The following is an 18,478-nucleotide window of genomic DNA, read 5'->3' on the forward strand; positions in this document are numbered from 1 at the left end:
CCCTGTAGGAGCGAGCTTGCTCGCGAAGGCGGTGTATCAGTCAACAAGGATGTTGAAACTGATGGCCTTTTCGCGAGCAAGCTCGCTCCTACAAGTTACGGATCAAGGCAATTCTATGCCGCCTGATGCCTTGTGCAGTTTGCGCAAGTGCTCACCAATCTGCTTCACGTTGGCCTCATTGGCGGCCATTTCGGCGGCACGGTCAGGTTCAAGCAACGCTCTCACTTCCTTGTCCAGATCCCCGGACAGCGCCAGGAGCTGCTTCTGGCGCTGGCTGCTTTCTGATTCCAGATGTTCCCACTCGCTTGGCTGCGGCAAGCCATAACCGTTGGTGCCCAGCAACTCAGCCGGACGGCTGAGGAAGCCGCTGTTGGCGAGAATGTCCTTGAGTGTCGCGTTGGCCTTGTCCATACCGCCATTCTTCAGCTCTCGGGCGCCCAGATAGCGTTGCTTCACTTCATCCTGGGCCAATAGCAACTGTCGACGGAAACTCGCTTGCTCCAGCAGAAGCAACGCCGCACTGGTGCGCAAATCGGCTTGTTCAAACCATTGCCGCCGCTCCTCGGCTTTCAGGTCGAGCCAGTCTTCGACGGTTTCCTGTTTGACCGGCAAGTGCTTTTTCAGTACTTCGAACATGGCCTGATAGCGATCGCGGAAAGAATCGAAACGATAACCCAGACGCAAGGCTTCTCGCGGATCGTCCAGTACACTGGTGTCCGCCAGTCCGCGGCCCTTGAGCACTTCCAGCAAACCATTGGGCATGATGTTGTCGAGTCCCACCAGTTGCGGGTTGTTGGTGCCGCCGCGCAGCAGTTTCAGTTCTTCCACCGCGCAGTTGTTCGACAGGAAGAAGTAGTTGCCGTCGTAGCTCCAGTGCATCTCGGCGGCACGTCCCACCACGTCTTCAATCTCTCTGCGCGACAGGTTCAGGGGCACGGAGGCCAGGCTGCGCAGTTCGGTCTTGGTGTATTCGTCGATGACCTGGGACAGCGGCAGAATAAACAGCCGCGACGGGTATTTACCGACTAGGCCATCCCAGCTCGACAGCTGCACGTCACCGACGAAAGCGCGGTACGACAGCACCAGATGCTGGTCCAGGTCCAGTCGACAATCCGGTCCGCGTGGCCGGCCCGGCGCGCAGATCACCAGGCGCAACATGCTGTGGCCCCAGCGGCTGAACAAGTTCTGGTTAGCCTCGGCCAGCAGATAGTCAACGGCGTAGACCCGTTCCGGATCGACCTGGCCCAAAGGTGTCTTGGCGAAGTCGTTGCCGGCATTGAGGAAGGCGAAGGTTTTGCTGCAACTGTCTTTGGCGGCGGGCGCCCAGCCGAAATGTTCCTCGTAGTAGCGATACAGCGCGGGACGGCGGCAGGCGTAGGTCGGATCGAGGAGGAAATACTCCATGTTGACCGCGACGAATTCCTTTGGACTGCTGGTCTCGTAGATGTCCGGACTGCGGGCAATCTGGCGGTTGTGCTGTTCACGTTCGCCGCGACGGCCGACGTATTGCTGCCAGCCGGCGAGGTCGAGCAGGCGCGGATCGTCACTGAGGGTAAAACGCCGACCGGACTGGCCCCGACATTGGTCGGGAATGCCAACCAGCCCTGAGCTGTTGTTGCGCCGGGTGCAGCGCTGAATCAGCTTGCGTTCGGCATCCGGCCATAGGCGCGAGCGATCGTAGATGTGAGTCAGCTCGTGCAACACCGTGGCCAGCATTTCCTGGCGCACGGTGCCATGGGGGCGATGGGTTTTTCTGGTCGCGGCGCTGCCATCGGTGAGGCCGGCCAGCAGGTTGCGGTTCAGATCAAGTTCGGACACCAGTGACGCCTGGCCATAGGCGTTGCTTGGCATGTCATCGGTCCAGACGACGTCGATGCGTCGATCGAGTTGCTCGATAAAGCGTGGCGGCAGTGCCTGCATGGCTTCATCGAGCAACGTCTGGCTGGCTTGCTGTTGTGCGGGAGTCAGACCTTCGGTCTTGAGCTGTAACTGAAGACCTGCGTGGGCCGTGTTGCCCAGCAGCAACAGGACCCCGGCCAGCAGCCAGGCGCCTGGACGCTTCACAGTGCGAGGATGGCTTCAGCGAGATCCTGGTCACTGGCGTCACGGGCTTCCGGCACGCGGGTGCGCAGCAAGTCGAAAGCGGATTCCAGGTGAGCGCCACGGATGTCGCCATTGCTGGCAACGAAACTGGCTGCATCGTCCTGGGCTTCGCGCACGATCTTCGAATCGCGGATGGACGTGGTGGTATCGGAGGTGAAATCGAGGGTGCGCTGGGTAGCACGGATCAGCATGTTACTGGTGGCAACCAGAGTATGTGCCTGGGCCACGTCGGCCAACAGCAGCAGGCCTAAGGTGGCAGCAATCAGCGGGTTACGCATGGAACGACTCCAGAAAAACAGGGATAACTATTGGACGAGAATTGCTTGTGCCAGTTCAAGGTCGCTGGCATGAAGTTTTGCCTGGGTTCGGCGCAGATACCGCAAGGCCGACTCCAGTCGTGCACCTCTCAGTTGGCCGTCACTGGCGATAAATGCCGCAGCGTCATCCTGGGCGGCGAGCAGCAGTTTATGGTCGAAGGGGGCGCAGGTCACCAAACTTGTGGCGTAACCGCTGGCGACGATGCCTTGGGTGGACAGGTTGAAGGCGTCATAAGCGTGGGCTGATGCGCAGTAACCAAGGGTAAGAAAGACTGGAGCTATCAAGAGACTGGAAGGAAAACGCATGAGACTCGACAGTTGAAAGTGAGTCCAAAGGCTAGCGCAAGGCCCGTTCTAGAGCCAGCGCCGAAACATTGGGACACGTCGGACGTGCCCCATGTCTGTGCAGTCGTTTAGATGGTCAGGATCGCTTGCGCCAGTTGTGCATCGGTGGCGCTCAACTGTGGCGCCTGGTGGCGAATGTGGTCGAGTGCGCTTTCCAGTTTTACGCCGCGGATGGAACCTTCGCTGGCGACAAAGCTGGCAGCGTCGTCACGGGCCGCAAGAACGATCTTGTCATCCTTGAACGACGAAGAGACGACGTCGGTGGTCGCATCGGATGTGGCTTTGAGTGCATTGACAACAGCATCCGTGGTTACGATGAAACTGCTGGCTTGTGCACTGGCAGCCACGGCAAACAGGGCCGCAGCGCTAAGCAGGCGAAGACGGGACATAGGTAACTCCTTTGGGTAAACCAGTTGAAAAATGGCGCAGTGTCTGCAAGGTCAGACGCCAGGCGCTTGGCGCTCGCCACGTTCTGAATGGATATTAGGCCTGAGTGTGTCGGTTCGAATAGCCCGTCATGCAAGCAGGAAGTCAGCGCCAGAACGGTTTATCCAATTCATTGATGCGGTCGGTGTGGCTGATACCAAGATCTGATAGCTGGCGATCATCGAGTTGAGCCAGTAAACGTCGTGCTCTCGCCCTTTCGAGACTAGCGAAGAGTCCTGTTAACAGATCTTTAACCCAGTTCAAGCAAGGTCTCGATTGAATCGAGGGGGTGGAAACATCCTGTAAAGAATTCATGGCGCGATCCCTGTCCTGATAAGTAGAGGGTTCCATGCTGACACCGGCCGAACATCCACTACAGACACACTGCGACGATATTGTACTCATCCAGTTTGTAGTTTTTACAAACTGTACTGGTATTCAAGTTTCCCTACTGTGAGACCAGGTTTGATCGGCCAAAACGACAAAACCCGTCGTGGTTTCCCACGACGGGTTTTGTTTTTTCAATTCGGGTTGCTGGCGGTGGACCTTCAGGTCAGAGCCAGCGACGCTAACTTAGCGCCAGAACGGCTTGCTCAGCTCTTCGTAGCGTTGTGCTTCGCTAATCCCGGCGTCAGCCAGCAGACGCGAATCCAGGCGAGCCAGTTGATGGCGGCTGGTGATGCGGCGCTGCCACAACATCAGGTTGGCGATAACGCGCAGAGGCAGGGAAGCCTGGGTTTTTGCAGCGGTGTCTTCAAAGAACAGATCGGAACTGAGTGTACGTTCCATGGTGGTCATCCTTCCGCTTGTGGCGGGATTAGGTAGTGGTTTAACTGGTGCCCATGATCCTCTTGTTTGCCTAGTCTCTGTAGATACAGTTCACCTGTATTGTGAGAGCTCAGTTAACTGTTTATAGGTGGTGTACTGGTCTAAATTGAGGCAACTGTACCTATGCGCACTGTAGTGGTGCACTTTTGATGTTTTGATCCAGTAAGGTAGGAGTTTTCGGTAGGAAATGACCGGTACAGCAGTACAGTTTTTTTCATATTGCGAGGGGGCAAGCGCAAGCTGACGAAACTGTGTTTGCGTCAGCTGCTATCTGTACCAATTACTTCTTCAGCATTTGCCCGGTTTCTTCCAGGTTTATGTGCCAGCTGAGGGCGTCACGCAGGATGTGGGGGGTGTGCCCGCCGATGGCGCATGCGACGGTGAAGTAATCATTCAGCGCCTGGCGGTAATCCGGATGCACGCACTTGTCGATGATGACCCGAGCACGCTCCCGGGGCGCGAGGCCTCGCAAGTCCGCCAGGCCTACTTCGGTCACGAGGATGTCGACGTCATGTTCGGTATGGTCAACATGGCTGACCATCGGCACCACGCTGGAGATTGCACCGCCCTTGGCAATCGACTTGGTCACGAATACGGACAGGTGCGCATTGCGCGCAAAGTCGCCGGAGCCACCGATGCCGTTCATCATCCGCGTGCCGCAGACGTGAGTGGAGTTGACGTTGCCGTAGATGTCGAACTCCAGCGCCGTGTTGATGCCGATGATGCCAAGGCGACGCACGACTTCAGGGTGGTTGGAAATCTCCTGCGGGCGCAGAACCAGTTTGTCCTTGTAGCGCTCCAGATTGCCGAAGACGTCGGCATTGCGCCGGCTCGACAGGGTGATCGAACTGCCCGAGGCAAAACTCAGCTTGCCTGCGTCGATCAGGTCGAAGGTCGAGTCCTGAAGTACTTCGGAATACATCGTCAGGTCTTCGAACGGCGAGTCGATCAGTCCACACATCACCGAGTTGGCAATGGTGCCAATACCGGCCTGTAGCGGGCCGAGCTTGTTGGTCATGCGTCCGGCGGCCACTTCCTGCTTGAAGAAGTCGATCAGGTGGTCGGCAATCGCTTGGGTCTCAGCGTCTGGCGCCAGCACCGTGGAGGGTGAGTCAGCCTGATTGGTGACCACAATGGCGACGATTTTTTCCGCTGGAATCGGGATGGCGGTGCTGCCAATGCGGTCGTCAACCTTGACCAATGGAATCGGGGTACGGGTCGGACGATAGGTCGGGATATAGATGTCGTGCAGACCTTCGAGGTTCGGGTTGTGCGCCATGTTGATCTCGACGATCACATGCTTGGCGAAAATTGCGAAGCTGGCCGAGTTGCCTACCGAGGTGGTTGGCACGATATGCCCTTGCTCGGTGATTGCTACCGCTTCAATCACGGCAATGTCCGGCAGTTTCAATTGCTGGTTGCGCAATTGCTCCACGGTTTCCGACAAGTGCTGGTCAATGAACATGACCTCGCCGGCGTTGATCGCCTTGCGCAGGGTGCTGTCGACCTGGAATGGCATACGTCGCGACAACACACCGGCTTCTGTCAACTGCTTGTCCAGGTCGTTGCCCAGGCTCGCGCCGGTCATCAGGCTGATCTTCAGCGGCGTGACCTTGGCACGCTCGGCCAGCGCCTGGGGGACGGCCTTGGCTTCGCCGGCGCGAGTGAAGCCACTCATGCCGACGGTCATGCCGTCCTCAATCAGAGCGGCAGCGTCGGCGGCACTCATCACTTTGTCCAACAACGAAGGCAGGCGAATACGGTCACGGTACATGGATTGTTATCTCGGGTAACAGGTAGCAGGACGTGCAGTCTAGTGAATTGCGTCGGCTTCTGTCCCGCTACCAAGGTCGCAATCGAGGTGTCTATTCCGGGCCTTTGAAGCAAAACACCGTTACCGGATCGGTAATAAAAGAATAGTTTGTCCGACGTTTTGCGCAAACAAAAACGCCCCGACGAGTCGGGGCGTTCTGTGTGCCGCAGAGGGTTAGTCGACGGCTTTGACCATGTCTTCGATGACTTTCTTCGCGTCGCCGAACACCATCATGGTTTTGTCCAGATAGAACAGTTCGTTGTCCAGGCCGGCATAGCCGCTGGCCATCGAGCGCTTGTTGACGATGATGGTCTTGGCCTTGAACGCTTCGAGAATCGGCATGCCGGCAATCGGCGATTTCGGATCGTTCTTCGCGGCCGGGTTGACCACGTCGTTGGCACCCAGCACCAGCACCACGTCGGCCTGACCGAACTCGGAGTTGATGTCGTCCATCTCGAACACCTGGTCGTAAGGCACTTCGGCCTCGGCCAGTAACACGTTCATGTGCCCCGGCATACGGCCGGCAACCGGGTGGATCGCGTACTTCACGGTCACGCCGCGATGGGTCAGCTTCTCGGTCAGTTCCTTCAGCGCATGCTGGGCCCGTGCTACCGCCAGGCCATAGCCCGGAACGATGATCACGGTGTCGGCGTTGGTCAGCAGGAAGGTCGCATCGTCAGCCGAACCGGATTTCACCGGACGCGCTTCTTTCGAACCCGCCGGGCCGGCCGCATCCGCCGTATTGCCGAAACCACCGAGCAGTACATTAAAGAAGGAACGGTTCATCGCCTTGCACATGATGTACGAGAGGATCGCACCGCTTGAGCCTACCAGCGAACCGGCGATGATCAGCATCGAGTTGTTCAGCGAGAAGCCGATGCCCGCCGCTGCCCAGCCGGAGTAGCTGTTGAGCATCGACACCACCACCGGCATGTCGGCGCCACCGATCGGGATGATGATCAGCACGCCGAGCACGAAGGCCAGCGCCAGCATCACGCCAAAAGCGGTGTAGTCACCGGTGAGCATGAAGGTCACGCCCAGGGCCAGTGTGGCCAGGCCCAGCAGCAGGTTCAGCTTGTGCTGGCCGCCAAACTGTACCGGTGCACCCTGGAACAGGCGGAACTTGTACTTGCCGGCCAGCTTGCCAAAGGCAATGACAGAGCCGGAGAAGGTGATTGCACCAATGGCTGCACCGAGGAACAGTTCCAGGCGGTTACCGGCCGGGATCGCGTCACCGAGTTGCTGGACGATGCCCAGCGACTGCGGCTCGACCACGGCAGCCACGGCGATGAACACCGCTGCCAGGCCGATCATGCTGTGCATGAAGGCGACCAGTTCGGGCATCTTGGTCATTTCAACGCGTTTGGCCATGATCGAACCGGCGGTGCCGCCGATCAGCAGGCCGACGATCACGTAGACGATACCGTCATGCGCCAGCTCGGCACCGAGTTTGTAGATCAGGCCGACCGTGGTGAGGATCGCCAGGCCCATGCCGAGCATGCCGAACAGGTTGCCGCGACGCGACGTGGTGGGATGCGAGAGACCCTTGAGCGCCTGGATGAAGCAGACCGAGGCGATCAAATACAGGGAAGTAACCAGGTTCATGCTCATGCTTGCTGCACCTCAGCCTTGACTGCTTCGGCCTTGGCTGCCGGAGCTTTTGCTGGAGCCGCTTTTTTCTTGAACATTTCCAGCATGCGCCGGGTTACCAGGAAGCCACCAAACACGTTGACGGCGGCCAGGGCCACCGCCATGGTGCCCATGGTCTTGCCCAGCGGGGTCACGGTGAGGGCGGCAGCGAGCATGGCGCCGACGATCACGATGGCCGAGATGGCGTTGGTCACGGCCATCAGTGGCGTGTGCAGGGCAGGTGTGACGTTCCAGACCACGTGGTAGCCGACATAGATAGCCAGCACGAAGATGATCAGGTTGTAGATACCGTGAGAGATCAGCATGTCTTCCATTGTTTTTATCCTCAGCCGTTCTTGCGCACGATCTGGCCGTCGCGGCACATCAGGCACGCGGCGACGATATCGTCTTCAAGGTTGATCACCAGTTGTCCTTCTTTATCGAACAACAGTTTCATGAAGTCCAGCAGGTTGCGTGCATACAGTGCCGAGGCATCGGCTCCAACCGCGGCAGCCAGGTTGGTCGGGCCGACAATGGTCACGCCATTCTCGACGACCACCTGATCGGCCACGGTCAGCGGGCAGTTGCCGCCCTGGGCTGCTGCGAGGTCGATGACCACCGAACCGGGTTTCATCTGCGCCACGGTTTCCGCGCTCAACAACGTCGGTGCCTTGCGGCCCGGAATCAGCGCGGTGGTGATGACGATGTCAGCCTGTTTGGCGCGCTCGTGCACGGCCGCGGCCTGGCGCTGCATCCAGCTGGCGGGCATCGGGCGGGCGTAACCGCCGACACCAACGGCGCATTCACGCTCTTCGTCGGTCTCGTAAGGCACGTCGACGAATTTGGCGCCGAGGGATTCGATCTGCTCTTTTACCGCAGGGCGCACGTCAGACGCTTCGATCACTGCGCCCAGACGTTTCGCCGTAGCGATGGCCTGCAAACCGGCCACACCTGCACCGAGAATCAGCACGCGCGCCGCTTTCACAGTGCCCGCAGCAGTCATCAGCATCGGCATGAAGCGCGGATAGTAGTGCGCGGCCAGCAACACGGCTTTATAACCGGCGATGTTGGCTTGCGAGGACAGCACATCCAGGCTTTGGGCGCGGGAGGTGCGAGGCGCTGCCTCCAGGGCAAATGCGGTAATGCCGCACTCGGCCAGCTTGGCGATGGTTTCATTGCTGAACGGGTTGAGCATCCCCACCACAACGGTGCCGCTTTTAATCAGCGTCAGTTCGCTGTCGCTGGGCGCGACCACCTTCAAAATCAGCTCTGCACCAAACGCGTCATTGGCGCTGCCAATGGTCGCGCCTGCCGCTGCATAGGCACTGTCGACAACGCTGGCATTAACGCCTGCGCCGCTTTGTACAGTGACCTTATGACCCTGGCTGATCAGCTTCTTGATGGTTTCCGGGGTTGCAGCAACCCGTGTTTCACCGGTCTGGGTTTCGAGAGGAACACCAATGTGCACGTCAAATCTCCTGCGTGATCTTATTGAGTAAACCCATGCACTACGGATGGTGCGGCTGGGGCGGCCGATCAGCACGATCCCGCCAAATCAGGGCGGGGCGCGGCATTTTGCAGGCGAACTTTGTGCCCTTCAAGGGATTATGACGGGTGACGGAAAATTAACTACAAGTCACCCCGTGACCGAATGTCGCAACCAACTGGCTCAATCCCTTGCAGACCGTGCTTTTCAAGGATTCTGGCCGAAATTCAGGAAATTACACATCGGCCGTATGAATGATGCGGCATCGCTTCGAAATAGTGGCGCAAAGCCGCGTGGTCAGCCGCTTGTGGGACGTTTGTACGACTTCTCGATACAGTTTGCTGCTATGCGACAAATACGTATATCTGTAGGGCTTTACGGTTACTGACTACGGGGTCAAGTAATTTTGGAGAGCCTTTATCCCTCTAGGCTGTAGCTGTGTGCCTGATTTACCAGCCAGTCTCGAAATGCCCTCAAAGACGCAGATTCGACCTTTCGCTCAGGAATCATCAGGTAATAAGCCTTGATGCTCGACAGTGCTTGCGGGTTGGCGATCACCAAGCGTTTTTCTTTCAGCTCTCTTTGAATCAGGAACGGCGGAATCAGGGCAATGCCCATGTCGTGCATGGCCGCTTGGGCGAGCATGGAGAATAGCTCGTAGCGAGGACCTGTCATGTCTCGCGGGACATTCAGGTGTTGGGAGTCGAACCATTGGCGCCAGGCATAGGGGCGGGTGGTTTGTTGCAGAAGAGGTAAGTCGGCGATTTCGCCGGGCGTCAGACTGGTCTTTTTTCCGAGCAGGTTGGGGCTGCAAACGGGCATCGGATTTTCACCCATCAGCCTGTGGGACTCTGTACCCGACCAATCCGCGTCACCGAAGTAGATGGCGGCATCAAAATCAGTGTCGGCGAACAGGAACGGCCGCGTGCGGTTGGTCAGGTTGACCGTCACTTCCGGGTGCTTTTGCTGGAAGTCCTTGAGTCGCGGCAGCAGCCATTGGGTGCCGAAGGTCGGAACGACGGCCAATTCGATCACGTTGGTGCCTTGCTGGCCCATGACTGACAAGGTGTCGCGCTCAACCGCGTCGAGCTGAGTGGCCACTCGACGGCTGTAGGAGAGGCCGGCTTCTGTCAGCTTGACCCCGCGCCGCGAGCGTCGGAACAGTTCCACACTGAGGAACTCCTCCAGACTGGCGATCTGTCGGCAAATCGCCCCTTGGGTCAGCGAAAGTTCCTGGGCTGCCTTGGTAAAGCTCTCGTGGCGTGCCGCTGCCTCAAAGCTGATCAGAGCGGTGGTGCTGGGTATCTTTCTGCGCATGTACGTCAACCTCACTAATGCATCGCATAAAGGCTCTTTTGCGACGTTTCGGAGTGAGAAATTAGCACAACAGTATGCGAAATCCTCGTTTGCCGTGGCGCCGAACCCGGCCTAGCATCAGTCCACGTTATTTGACCCGATTCGAGAGGACACACTCATGGGCGGTAAAGCTAGCTTCAACTGGATCGATCCCCTGCTGCTGGATCAACAGCTCACTGAAGAAGAACGCATGATTCGCGACACGGCTGCGCAATTCGCTCAGCAAAGCCTTGCGCCGCGCATCCTCGAAGCTTTCCGCCATGAGAAGACCGACCCTGCGATCTTCCGTGAAATGGGCGAAGTCGGCCTGTTGGGCGCAACCATCCCCGAGCAGTACGGCGGCAGCGGCCTGAACTATGTCAGCTATGGTCTGATCGCCCGTGAAGTCGAGCGCATCGACTCCGGCTATCGCTCGATGATGAGCGTTCAGTCCTCGCTGGTGATGGTGCCGATCAATGAATTCGGTACTGAAGCGCAGAAGCAGAAGTACCTGCCGAAACTGGCCTCGGGCGAGTGGATCGGCTGCTTCGGCCTGACCGAGCCTAACCACGGTTCCGACCCGGGTTCGATGATCACTCGTGCGCGCAAAGTAGAAGGTGGCTACAGCCTCAAGGGCAGCAAGATGTGGATCACCAACAGCCCGATCGCCGATGTGTTCGTGGTCTGGGGCAAGGACGATGCTGGCGACATCCGCGGCTTCGTTCTGGAGAAAGGCTGGAAAGGCCTGAGCGCTCCGGCAATTCACGGCAAGGTGGGCCTGCGGGCATCGATCACCGGTGAAATCGTGATGGACAACGTGTTCGTTCCGGAAGAAAACATTTTCCCGGATGTCCGTGGTCTGAAAGGTCCTTTCACGTGCCTCAACTCGGCACGTTACGGCATCTCCTGGGGCGCGTTGGGTGCTGCCGAGTTCTGCTGGCACACCGCTCGTCAGTACACCCTGGATCGTCAGCAGTTTGGCCGCCCACTGGCCGCCACTCAGTTGATCCAGAAAAAACTGGCCGACATGCAGACTGAAATCACCATGGCGCTGCAAGGCTGCCTGCGTCTGGGTCGTATGAAGGATGAAGGCACTGCGGCGGTCGAAATCACTTCGATGATGAAGCGCAACTCTTGCGGCAAGTCTCTGGACATCGCTCGCATGGCTCGCGATATGTTGGGCGGCAATGGTATTTCCGATGAGTTCGGTGTTGCTCGCCACCTGGTCAACCTGGAAGTGGTGAACACCTACGAAGGTACCCATGACGTCCATGCTCTGATCCTTGGTCGTGCGCAAACCGGCATCCAGGCGTTCTATTAATAGGAGAACGTCGATGGGCGCGCTTTCGCATCTACGGGTACTGGATTTATCGCGGGTGCTGGCCGGGCCTTGGGCCGGGCAGATCCTTGCCGACCTTGGCGCCGAAGTGATCAAGGTCGAGCGCCCGGGTAACGGCGATGACACACGCGCCTGGGGGCCGCCGTTCCTTAAAGACGCTTATGGGGAAAACACCAGCGAGGCGGCCTATTACTTGTCGGCCAATCGCAACAAGCAATCGGTCACCATCGACTTCACACGCCCTGAAGGGCAGAAACTGGTGCGTGAGCTGGCGGCCAAGTCGGACATCCTGATCGAGAACTTCAAGGTTGGCGGTTTGGCGGCTTATGGCCTGGACTATGAATCGTTGAAGGCGATCAATCCGGATCTGATCTATTGCTCGATCACCGGCTTCGGCCAGACCGGCCCTTACGCCAAGCGTGCGGGTTATGACTTCATGATCCAGGGGCTGGGCGGTCTCATGAGCCTGACGGGGCGACCTGAAGGCGAAGAAGGCGCGGGGCCGGTGAAGGTTGGCGTAGCGCTGACGGATATCCTGACCGGGCTGTATTCGACTGTCGCGATCCTGGCTGCGCTTGCGCATCGGGATCACGACGGTGGCGGTCAGCATATCGACATGGCGCTACTGGACGTACAAGTGGCTTGCCTGGCTAACCAGGCAATGAACTACCTGACGACAGGCAATGCGCCTAAACGCTTGGGTAATGCTCACCCGAACATCGTGCCTTATCAGGATTTTCCTACGGCGGATGGCGATTTCATCCTTACCGTCGGGAACGATGGGCAGTTCCGCAAGTTCGCGGAAGTGGCCGGGCAGCCGCAATGGGCGGACGATCCGCGTTTTGCTACCAACAAGCTGCGGGTGGCAAACAGGGCTGTACTGATTCCGCTGATCCGCCAGGCTACGGTATTCAAGACTACCGCTGAATGGGTGGCACAGCTGGAACAGGCTGGCGTGCCATGCGGGCCTATCAATGATGTGGCACAGATGTTTGCCGATCCTCAGGTGAAGGCTCGCGGGTTGGCTATCGAGCTGCCGCATGCGCTGGCTGGTATGGTGCCTCAGGTGGCGAGCCCGATTCGACTCTCGGAGACGCCAGTGGAGTACCGTTTTGCACCTCCTTTGCTGGGTGAGCATACGCTGGAGGTTCTGCAGCGGGTGTTGGGCCTGGATGCTGGGGCGGTGACTGCGTTCAAGGCTTCGGGCGTTCTCTGATGGGTCTCCTCTATATAGAAGGGTGTTTGGGCTCTTCTATATAGGTTTCCTTCGGGTCGGTTGGGTGCTTTCTGCAAGTTATTGATAGAAATCCTGAATCAGTGCTTGACGGCAGATTCTGGAGGCCTATAATTCGCCCCACTTCCGGCGCAGTCGAAACGGAAAACTCCTTGGTAAACAAAGAGTTACGCAGTTTTCGGCAGTGGTTGCTTCAGGTCATCGAAGCGCAAAGGAAGTTGAAAAAGAGGTGTTGACAGCAGCGTGTAACGCTGTAGAATTCGCCTCCCGCTGACGAGAGATCGAAAGCGCAAGTGGTTGAAGTTGTTAAGGAAATCCTTGAAAACTTCTGAAAAAATCACTTGACAGCAAATGAGGCTGCTGTAGAATGCGCGCCTCGGTTGAGACGAAAGCTCTTAACCAACCGCTCTTTAACAACTGAATCAAGCAATTCGTGTGGGTGCTTGTGGCGTCAGACTGCTAGTCAACAGATTATCAGCATCACAAGTTACTCCGCGAGAAATCAAAGATGTAACCAACGATTGCTGAGCCAAGTTTAGGGTTTTCTCAAAACCCAAAGATGTTTGAACTGAAGAGTTTGATCATGGCTCAGATTGAACGCTGGCGGCAGGCCTAACACATGCAAGTCGAGCGGATGACAGGAGCTTGCTCCTGAATTCAGCGGCGGACGGGTGAGTAATGCCTAGGAATCTGCCTGGTAGTGGGGGACAACGTTTCGAAAGGAACGCTAATACCGCATACGTCCTACGGGAGAAAGCAGGGGACCTTCGGGCCTTGCGCTATCAGATGAGCCTAGGTCGGATTAGCTAGTTGGTGAGGTAATGGCTCACCAAGGCGACGATCCGTAACTGGTCTGAGAGGATGATCAGTCACACTGGAACTGAGACACGGTCCAGACTCCTACGGGAGGCAGCAGTGGGGAATATTGGACAATGGGCGAAAGCCTGATCCAGCCATGCCGCGTGTGTGAAGAAGGTCTTCGGATTGTAAAGCACTTTAAGTTGGGAGGAAGGGCATTAACCTAATACGTTAGTGTTTTGACGTTACCGACAGAATAAGCACCGGCTAACTCTGTGCCAGCAGCCGCGGTAATACAGAGGGTGCAAGCGTTAATCGGAATTACTGGGCGTAAAGCGCGCGTAGGTGGTTTGTTAAGTTGGATGTGAAAGCCCCGGGCTCAACCTGGGAACTGCATTCAAAACTGACAAGCTAGAGTATGGTAGAGGGTGGTGGAATTTCCTGTGTAGCGGTGAAATGCGTAGATATAGGAAGGAACACCAGTGGCGAAGGCGACCACCTGGACTGATACTGACACTGAGGTGCGAAAGCGTGGGGAGCAAACAGGATTAGATACCCTGGTAGTCCACGCCGTAAACGATGTCAACTAGCCGTTGGGAGCCTTGAGCTCTTAGTGGCGCAGCTAACGCATTAAGTTGACCGCCTGGGGAGTACGGCCGCAAGGTTAAAACTCAAATGAATTGACGGGGGCCCGCACAAGCGGTGGAGCATGTGGTTTAATTCGAAGCAACGCGAAGAACCTTACCAGGCCTTGACATCCAATGAACTTTCCAGAGATGGATGGGTGCCTTCGGGAACATTGAGACAGGTGCTGCATGGCTGTCGTCAGCTCGTGTCGTGAGATGTTGGGTTAAGTCCCGTAACGAGCGCAACCCTTGTCCTTAGTTACCAGCACGTCATGGTGGGCACTCTAAGGAGACTGCCGGTGACAAACCGGAGGAAGGTGGGGATGACGTCAAGTCATCATGGCCCTTACGGCCTGGGCTACACACGTGCTACAATGGTCGGTACAGAGGGTTGCCAAGCCGCGAGGTGGAGCTAATCCCACAAAACCGATCGTAGTCCGGATCGCAGTCTGCAACTCGACTGCGTGAAGTCGGAATCGCTAGTAATCGCGAATCAGAATGTCGCGGTGAATACGTTCCCGGGCCTTGTACACACCGCCCGTCACACCATGGGAGTGGGTTGCACCAGAAGTAGCTAGTCTAACCTTCGGGAGGACGGTTACCACGGTGTGATTCATGACTGGGGTGAAGTCGTAACAAGGTAGCCGTAGGGGAACCTGCGGCTGGATCACCTCCTTAATCGACGACTCAGCTGCTCCATGAGCTCCCACACGAATTGCTTGATTCATTGAAGAAGACGATAGAAGCAGCTTTAAGCTCCAGGCTGATAGCTCACGCTAACAGTTACGCGCTCGAAATTGGGTCTGTAGCTCAGTTGGTTAGAGCGCACCCCTGATAAGGGTGAGGTCGGCAGTTCGAATCTGCCCAGACCCACCAATTTTGTATGGGGCCATAGCTCAGCTGGGAGAGCGCCTGCCTTGCACGCAGGAGGTCAACGGTTCGATCCCGTTTGGCTCCACCATAAACTGCTTCAGATGTCTGAGAGTTTAGAAATGAATATTCCGCGATGAATATTGATTTCTAGTCTTTTGATTAGATCGTTCTTTAAAAATTTGGGTATGTGATAGAAAGATAGACTGAACGTTACTTTCACTGGTAACGGATCAGGCTAAGGTAAAATTTGTGAGTTTAATCGCGAATTTTCGGCGAATGTCGTCTTCACAGTATAACCAGATTGCTTGGGGTTATATGGTCAAGTGAAGAAGCGCATACGGTGGATGCCTTGGCAGTCAGAGGCGATGAAAGACGTGGTAGCCTGCGAAAAGCTTCGGGGAGTCGGCAAACAGACTTTGATCCGGAGATGTCTGAATGGGGGAACCCAGCCATCATAAGATGGTTATCTTGTACTGAATACATAGGTGCAAGAGGCGAACCAGGGGAACTGAAACATCTAAGTACCCTGAGGAAAAGAAATCAACCGAGATTCCCTTAGTAGTGGCGAGCGAACGGGGACTAGCCCTTAAGTGGCTTTGAGATTAGCGGAACGCTCTGGAAAGTGCGGCCATAGTGGGTGATAGCCCTGTACGCGAAAATCTCTTGGTCATGAAATCGAGTAGGACGGAGCACGAGAAACTTTGTCTGAATATGGGGGGACCATCCTCCAAGGCTAAATACTACTGACTGACCGATAGTGAACTAGTACCGTGAGGGAAAGGCGAAAAGAACCCCGGAGAGGGGAGTGAAATAGATCCTGAAACCGTATGCGTACAAGCAGTGGGAGCCTACTTTGTTAGGTGACTGCGTACCTTTTGTATAATGGGTCAGCGACTTATTTTCAGTGGCGAGCTTAACCGAATAGGGAGGCGTAGCGAAAGCGAGTCTTAATAGGGCGTCTAGTCGCTGGGAATAGACCCGAAACCGGGCGATCTATCCATGGGCAGGTTGAAGGTTAGGTAACACTGACTGGAGGACCGAACCGACTACCGTTGAAAAGTTAGCGGATGACCTGTGGATCGGAGTGAAAGGCTAATCAAGCTCGGAGATAGCTGGTTCTCCTCGAAAGCTATTTAGGTAGCGCCTCATGTATCACTGTAGGGGGTAGAGCACTGTTTCGGCTAGGGGGTCATCCCGACTTACCAAACCGATGCAAACTCCGAATACCTACAAGTGCCGAGCATGGGAGACACACGGCGGGTGCTAACGTCCGTCGTGAAAAGGGAAACAACCCAGACCGTCAGCTAAGGTCCCAAAGTTATGGTTAAGTGGGAAACGATGTGGGAAGGCTTAGACAGCTAGGAGGTTGGCTTAGAAGCAGCCACCCTTTAAAGAAAGCGTAATAGCTCACTAGTCGAGTCGGCCTGCGCGGAAGATGTAACGGGGCTCAAACCATACACCGAAGCTACGGGTATCACTTAGGTGATGCGGTAGAGGAGCGTTCTGTAAGCCTGTGAAGGTGAGTTGAGAAGCTTGCTGGAGGTATCAGAAGTGCGAATGCTGACATGAGTAACGACAATGGGTGTGAAAAACACCCACGCCGAAAGACCAAGGTTTCCTGCGCAACGTTAATCGACGCAGGGTTAGTCGGTCCCTAAGGCGAGGCTGAAAAGCGTAGTCGATGGAAAACAGGTTAATATTCCTGTACTTCTGGTTATTGCGATGGAGGGACGGAGAAGGCTAGGCCAGCTTGGCGTTGGTTGTCCAAGTTTAAGGTGGTAGGCTGAGATCTTAGGTAAATCCGGGATCTTAAGGCCGAGAGCTGATGACGAGTTACCCTCTGGGTGACGAAGTGGTTGATGCCATGCTTCCAAGAAAAGCTTCTAAGCTTCAGATAACCAGGAACCGTACCCCAAACCGACACAGGTGGTTGGGTAGAGAATACCAAGGCGCTTGAGAGAACTCGGGTGAAGGAACTAGGCAAAATGGCACCGTAACTTCGGGAGAAGGTGCGCCGGTGAGGGTGAAGCACTTGCTGCGTAAGCCCACGCCGGTCGAAGATACCAGGCCGCTGCGACTGTTTATTAAAAACACAGCACTCTGCAAACACGAAAGTGGACGTATAGGGTGTGACGCCTGCCCGGTGCCGGAAGGTTAATTGATGGGGTTAGCTAACGCGAAGCTCTTGATCGAAGCCCCGGTAAACGGCGGCCGTAACTATAACGGTCCTAAGGTAGCGAAATTCCTTGTCGGGTAAGTTCCGACCTGCACGAATGGCGTAACGATGGCGGCGCTGTCTCCACCCGAGACTCAGTGAAATTGAAATCGCTGTGAAGATGCAGTGTATCCGCGGCTAGACGGAAAGACCCCGTGAACCTTTACTATAGCTTTGCACTGGACTTTGAATTTGCTTGTGTAGGATAGGTGGGAGGCTTTGAAGCGTGGACGCCAGTTCGCGTGGAGCCATCCTTGAAATACCACCCTGGCAACTTTGAGGTTCTAACTCAGGTCCGTTATCCGGATCGAGGACAGTGTATGGTGGGTAGTTTGACTGGGGCGGTCTCCTCCTAAAGAGTAACGGAGGAGTACGAAGGTGCGCTCAGACCGGTCGGAAATCGGTCGTAGAGTATAAAGGCAAAAGCGCGCTTGACTGCGAGACAGACACGTCGAGCAGGTACGAAAGTAGGTCTTAGTGATCCGGTGGTTCTGTATGGAAGGGCCATCGCTCAACGGATAAAAGGTACTCCGGGGATAACAGGCTGATACCGCCCAAGAGTTCATATCGACGGCGGTGTTTGGCACCTCGATGTCGGCTCATCACATCCTGGGGCTGAAGCCGGTCCCAAGGGTATGGCTGTTCGCCATTTAAAGTGGTACGCGAGCTGGGTTTAGAACGTCGTGAGACAGTTCGGTCCCTATCTGCCGTGGACGTTTGAGATTTGAGAGGGGCTGCTCCTAGTACGAGAGGACCGGAGTGGACGAACCTCTGGTGTTCCGGTTGTCACGCCAGTGGCATTGCCGGGTAGCTATGTTCGGGAAAGATAACCGCTGAAAGCATCTAAGCGGGAAACTTGCCTCAAGATGAGATCTCACTGGGACCTTGAGTCCCCTGAAGGGCCGTCGAAGACTACGACGTTGATAGGTTGGGTGTGTAAGCGCTGTGAGGCGTTGAGCTAACCAATACTAATTGCCCGTGAGGCTTGACCATATAACACCCAAGCAATTTGCGAACTCGGAAGAGGCCAGATTGCGGTGTGTGAAGACGCAAGAACCGAAAGTTCGAGATACTCACCAAACACCGAAGCTATCACCTACCCAATTTGCTG

General features: G+C 56.2%; 13 protein-coding genes, 2 tRNA genes and 2 rRNA genes. 6 read left to right on the forward strand and 11 right to left on the reverse strand.

All coding sequences use genetic code 11. The annotated features are described in order from the left end of the window. Positions 1-102: 102 nt before the first annotated feature. From ACEN8Z_RS03260 to ACEN8Z_RS03310, 11 genes are all read right to left on the reverse strand, one after another. On the reverse strand, positions 103-2,064 hold the full coding sequence (locus ACEN8Z_RS03260; protein WP_495596754.1) for a DUF7844 domain-containing protein: 1,962 nt from the start codon (positions 2,062-2,064) through the stop codon (positions 103-105). Then, positions 2,061-2,381: a DUF2388 domain-containing protein gene (locus ACEN8Z_RS03265; RefSeq protein WP_008002141.1), complete on the reverse strand. Its 321-nt coding sequence runs from the start codon at positions 2,379-2,381 to the stop codon at positions 2,061-2,063. The genes ACEN8Z_RS03260 and ACEN8Z_RS03265 overlap by 4 nt, the downstream gene beginning before the upstream one ends. A gap of 27 nt (positions 2,382-2,408) precedes the next feature. Then, entirely contained in the window at positions 2,409-2,726 is a 318-nt protein-coding gene (locus tag ACEN8Z_RS03270) for a DUF2388 domain-containing protein (RefSeq protein WP_495596755.1), read from the reverse strand. A gap of 107 nt (positions 2,727-2,833) precedes the next feature. Continuing rightward, positions 2,834-3,154 carry a DUF2388 domain-containing protein gene (locus tag ACEN8Z_RS03275; protein WP_008002137.1) on the reverse strand — a complete coding sequence of 107 codons (321 nt, stop codon included), beginning with the start codon at positions 3,152-3,154 and terminating at the stop codon, positions 2,834-2,836. Between the two features lie 142 nt (positions 3,155-3,296). Then, entirely contained in the window at positions 3,297-3,506 is a 210-nt protein-coding gene (locus tag ACEN8Z_RS03280) for a DUF1127 domain-containing protein (RefSeq protein ID WP_495598078.1), read from the reverse strand. Positions 3,507-3,764: 258 nt separating this feature from the next. Beyond that, a complete protein-coding gene (locus tag ACEN8Z_RS03285; protein ID WP_007969750.1) occupies positions 3,765-3,980 on the reverse strand; it encodes a DUF1127 domain-containing protein in 216 nt (71 codons plus the stop codon). 319 nt (positions 3,981-4,299) lie between these two features. Continuing rightward, positions 4,300-5,793, reverse strand: coding sequence for a succinyl-CoA:acetate CoA-transferase ScpC (gene scpC / locus ACEN8Z_RS03290; RefSeq protein ID WP_495596756.1), 1,494 nt, complete (start codon positions 5,791-5,793; stop codon positions 4,300-4,302). Positions 5,794-6,006: 213 nt separating this feature from the next. Beyond that, positions 6,007-7,443: an NAD(P)(+) transhydrogenase (Re/Si-specific) subunit beta gene (locus tag ACEN8Z_RS03295; RefSeq protein ID WP_008002130.1), complete on the reverse strand. Its 1,437-nt coding sequence runs from the start codon at positions 7,441-7,443 to the stop codon at positions 6,007-6,009. Next, a complete protein-coding gene (locus ACEN8Z_RS03300; protein ID WP_128604429.1) occupies positions 7,440-7,796 on the reverse strand; it encodes an NAD(P) transhydrogenase subunit alpha part 2 in 357 nt (118 codons plus the stop codon). Before ACEN8Z_RS03300 ends, ACEN8Z_RS03295 begins: the two co-directional genes overlap by 4 nt. A gap of 11 nt (positions 7,797-7,807) precedes the next feature. Beyond that, positions 7,808-8,929, reverse strand: a complete 1,122-nt coding sequence (locus ACEN8Z_RS03305; RefSeq protein ID WP_495596757.1) for a Re/Si-specific NAD(P)(+) transhydrogenase subunit alpha — start codon at positions 8,927-8,929, stop codon at positions 7,808-7,810. Positions 8,930-9,364: 435 nt separating this feature from the next. Then, positions 9,365-10,264 carry a LysR family transcriptional regulator gene (locus ACEN8Z_RS03310; protein ID WP_204932528.1) on the reverse strand — a complete coding sequence of 300 codons (900 nt, stop codon included), beginning with the start codon at positions 10,262-10,264 and terminating at the stop codon, positions 9,365-9,367. A gap of 157 nt (positions 10,265-10,421) precedes the next feature. Here ACEN8Z_RS03310 and ACEN8Z_RS03315 point away from each other — a divergent pair, with 157 nt between their 5' ends. The 6 genes from ACEN8Z_RS03315 to ACEN8Z_RS03340 all read left to right on the forward strand — a co-directional run bounded on the left by ACEN8Z_RS03315 (position 10,422) and on the right by ACEN8Z_RS03340 (position 18,360). Then, positions 10,422-11,603 carry an acyl-CoA dehydrogenase gene (locus ACEN8Z_RS03315; RefSeq protein WP_495596758.1) on the forward strand — a complete coding sequence of 394 codons (1,182 nt, stop codon included), beginning with the start codon at positions 10,422-10,424 and terminating at the stop codon, positions 11,601-11,603. A gap of 13 nt (positions 11,604-11,616) precedes the next feature. Beyond that, complete coding sequence (locus ACEN8Z_RS03320) at positions 11,617-12,837, forward strand: CaiB/BaiF CoA transferase family protein (protein WP_008002120.1); 1,221 nt, start codon at positions 11,617-11,619, stop codon at positions 12,835-12,837. 583 nt (positions 12,838-13,420) lie between these two features. Next, a 16S ribosomal RNA gene (locus ACEN8Z_RS03325) occupies positions 13,421-14,957 on the forward strand. Positions 14,958-15,078: 121 nt separating this feature from the next. Next, a tRNA-Ile gene (locus ACEN8Z_RS03330) sits at positions 15,079-15,155 on the forward strand. A 9-nt stretch (positions 15,156-15,164) separates the two neighbouring features. Next, positions 15,165-15,240: transfer RNA gene (locus ACEN8Z_RS03335), tRNA-Ala, on the forward strand. A gap of 229 nt (positions 15,241-15,469) precedes the next feature. Continuing rightward, positions 15,470-18,360: ribosomal RNA gene (locus ACEN8Z_RS03340) — 23S ribosomal RNA — on the forward strand. The 16S and 23S rRNA genes sit together here with 2 tRNA genes alongside, the layout of an rRNA operon. Positions 18,361-18,478 lie beyond the last annotated feature (118 nt).

The sequence above is a fragment of the Pseudomonas sp. Pseusp10 genome (assembly GCF_059492225.1).